This window comes from Mesorhizobium sp. M7A.F.Ca.CA.004.06.1.1 (assembly GCF_003999135.1).
Classification (GTDB): domain Bacteria; phylum Pseudomonadota; class Alphaproteobacteria; order Rhizobiales; family Rhizobiaceae; genus Mesorhizobium.
In genome coordinates this window covers 1-1,069 of the sequence record NZ_RZPQ01001195.1, presented here as the reverse complement: position 1 = coordinate 1,069, position 1,069 = coordinate 1, and the positions used below count along the sequence as shown (strand labels likewise).

2 protein-coding genes and 1 pseudogene are annotated in these 1,069 nt (G+C 59.8%); all 3 read right to left on the bottom strand.

Annotated elements, in window-relative coordinates; translation table 11 throughout:
- Window positions 1-528: Sec-independent protein translocase protein TatB (gene tatB / locus EN906_RS35080; RefSeq protein WP_127374599.1), on the bottom strand; the 528-nt coding region annotated here is incomplete at its 3' end.
- Window positions 529-557: 29 nt separating this feature from the next.
- A complete protein-coding gene (locus EN906_RS35075; protein ID WP_127375822.1) occupies window positions 558-779 on the bottom strand; it encodes a twin-arginine translocase TatA/TatE family subunit in 222 nt (73 codons plus the stop codon).
- A 169-nt stretch (window positions 780-948) separates the two neighbouring features.
- Window positions 949-1,069: pseudogene (locus EN906_RS38660) on the bottom strand (SMC-Scp complex subunit ScpB); the annotation flags it as partial.

The following is a 1,069-nucleotide window of genomic DNA, read 5'->3' as shown; positions in this document are numbered from 1 at the left end:
AGGCTTGGCTGGTTTCTTCGCCGCGGACGCCTTCGGCGCCGCAACGGGTTCCGCCGGCGCTGACGAGGTCACCACCGATTCGTCGGTCATTGCCGGAAAAACCGGCGCTGCTGGCGCTGCTTCCGGCGCGTTGACGCCAGGCATGGTCGTTGCACCGTTCTTCAACGGCTCGGCCGTTTGCGGGGTCGAAGCGACAGAGCTTGCCGGATCGGCTGCCGGCTTCGGCTTCATCGCCGCATCGACGCCGGAGCGAACGTCGGCCGCGGCCTGTTCGAACGGATTGAGCTGCTTCCTGATCTCAGCCATCGGGCTCATGCCCCTGAGCTCGTCGACGGACTTCTTGACGTCGTCGAGCTCGGCTTCCTTCAGCGCCTCGTTGAACTGTTTCTGGAAATCGGACGCCATGGCGCGCAGCTTCGCCGTCGTGCGGCCGAAGGTGCGCAGCATATTGGGCAAATCCTTGGGTCCGACGACCACGATCATGACGATCGCGATGACCAGCATTTCGGTCCAGCCGACTTCAAACATGGCACTCTGTTCCGACTAGAACCTTAGGCTCAGCTCTTGCTGACTTTTTCCTTCGCGGCCGCAACGGTCTCGTCGGCACGATGTTCGACGGTGCGCTTGTCTTCGGCAACCTCGTCGTCGGCCATGCCCTTCTTGAAGCTTTTGATACCCTTGGCCATATCGCCCATCAGCTCGGGAATCTTGCCGCGGCCGAACACCAAAAGCACGATCACCAGCACGATCAGCCAATGCCAAATCGAAAATGAACCCATAGCAAATCTCTCTCGAATGTTTTCCCTGGCGATGATCTATGCGTTTTCGCGTTGGGATTCAAACACAACTGCGACAGAGTTTATGAAAGGGTGACGGATGTCACGCATTTTCGACGGGAACGCCCGCTACGAATCCGCGCATCCTCATCAAGTTGGCCGCCAATGCCAGTCAATCTTCCGTGACGCGCGGCGTCAGCAGGCCGAGTTCCTCGAGATCGATGTCGGTCAGCGCATCCTCGTCGTCGGTCAATGCGTCGGGATCGGCCGGCGGCTGCGGAATGGAGAAATTC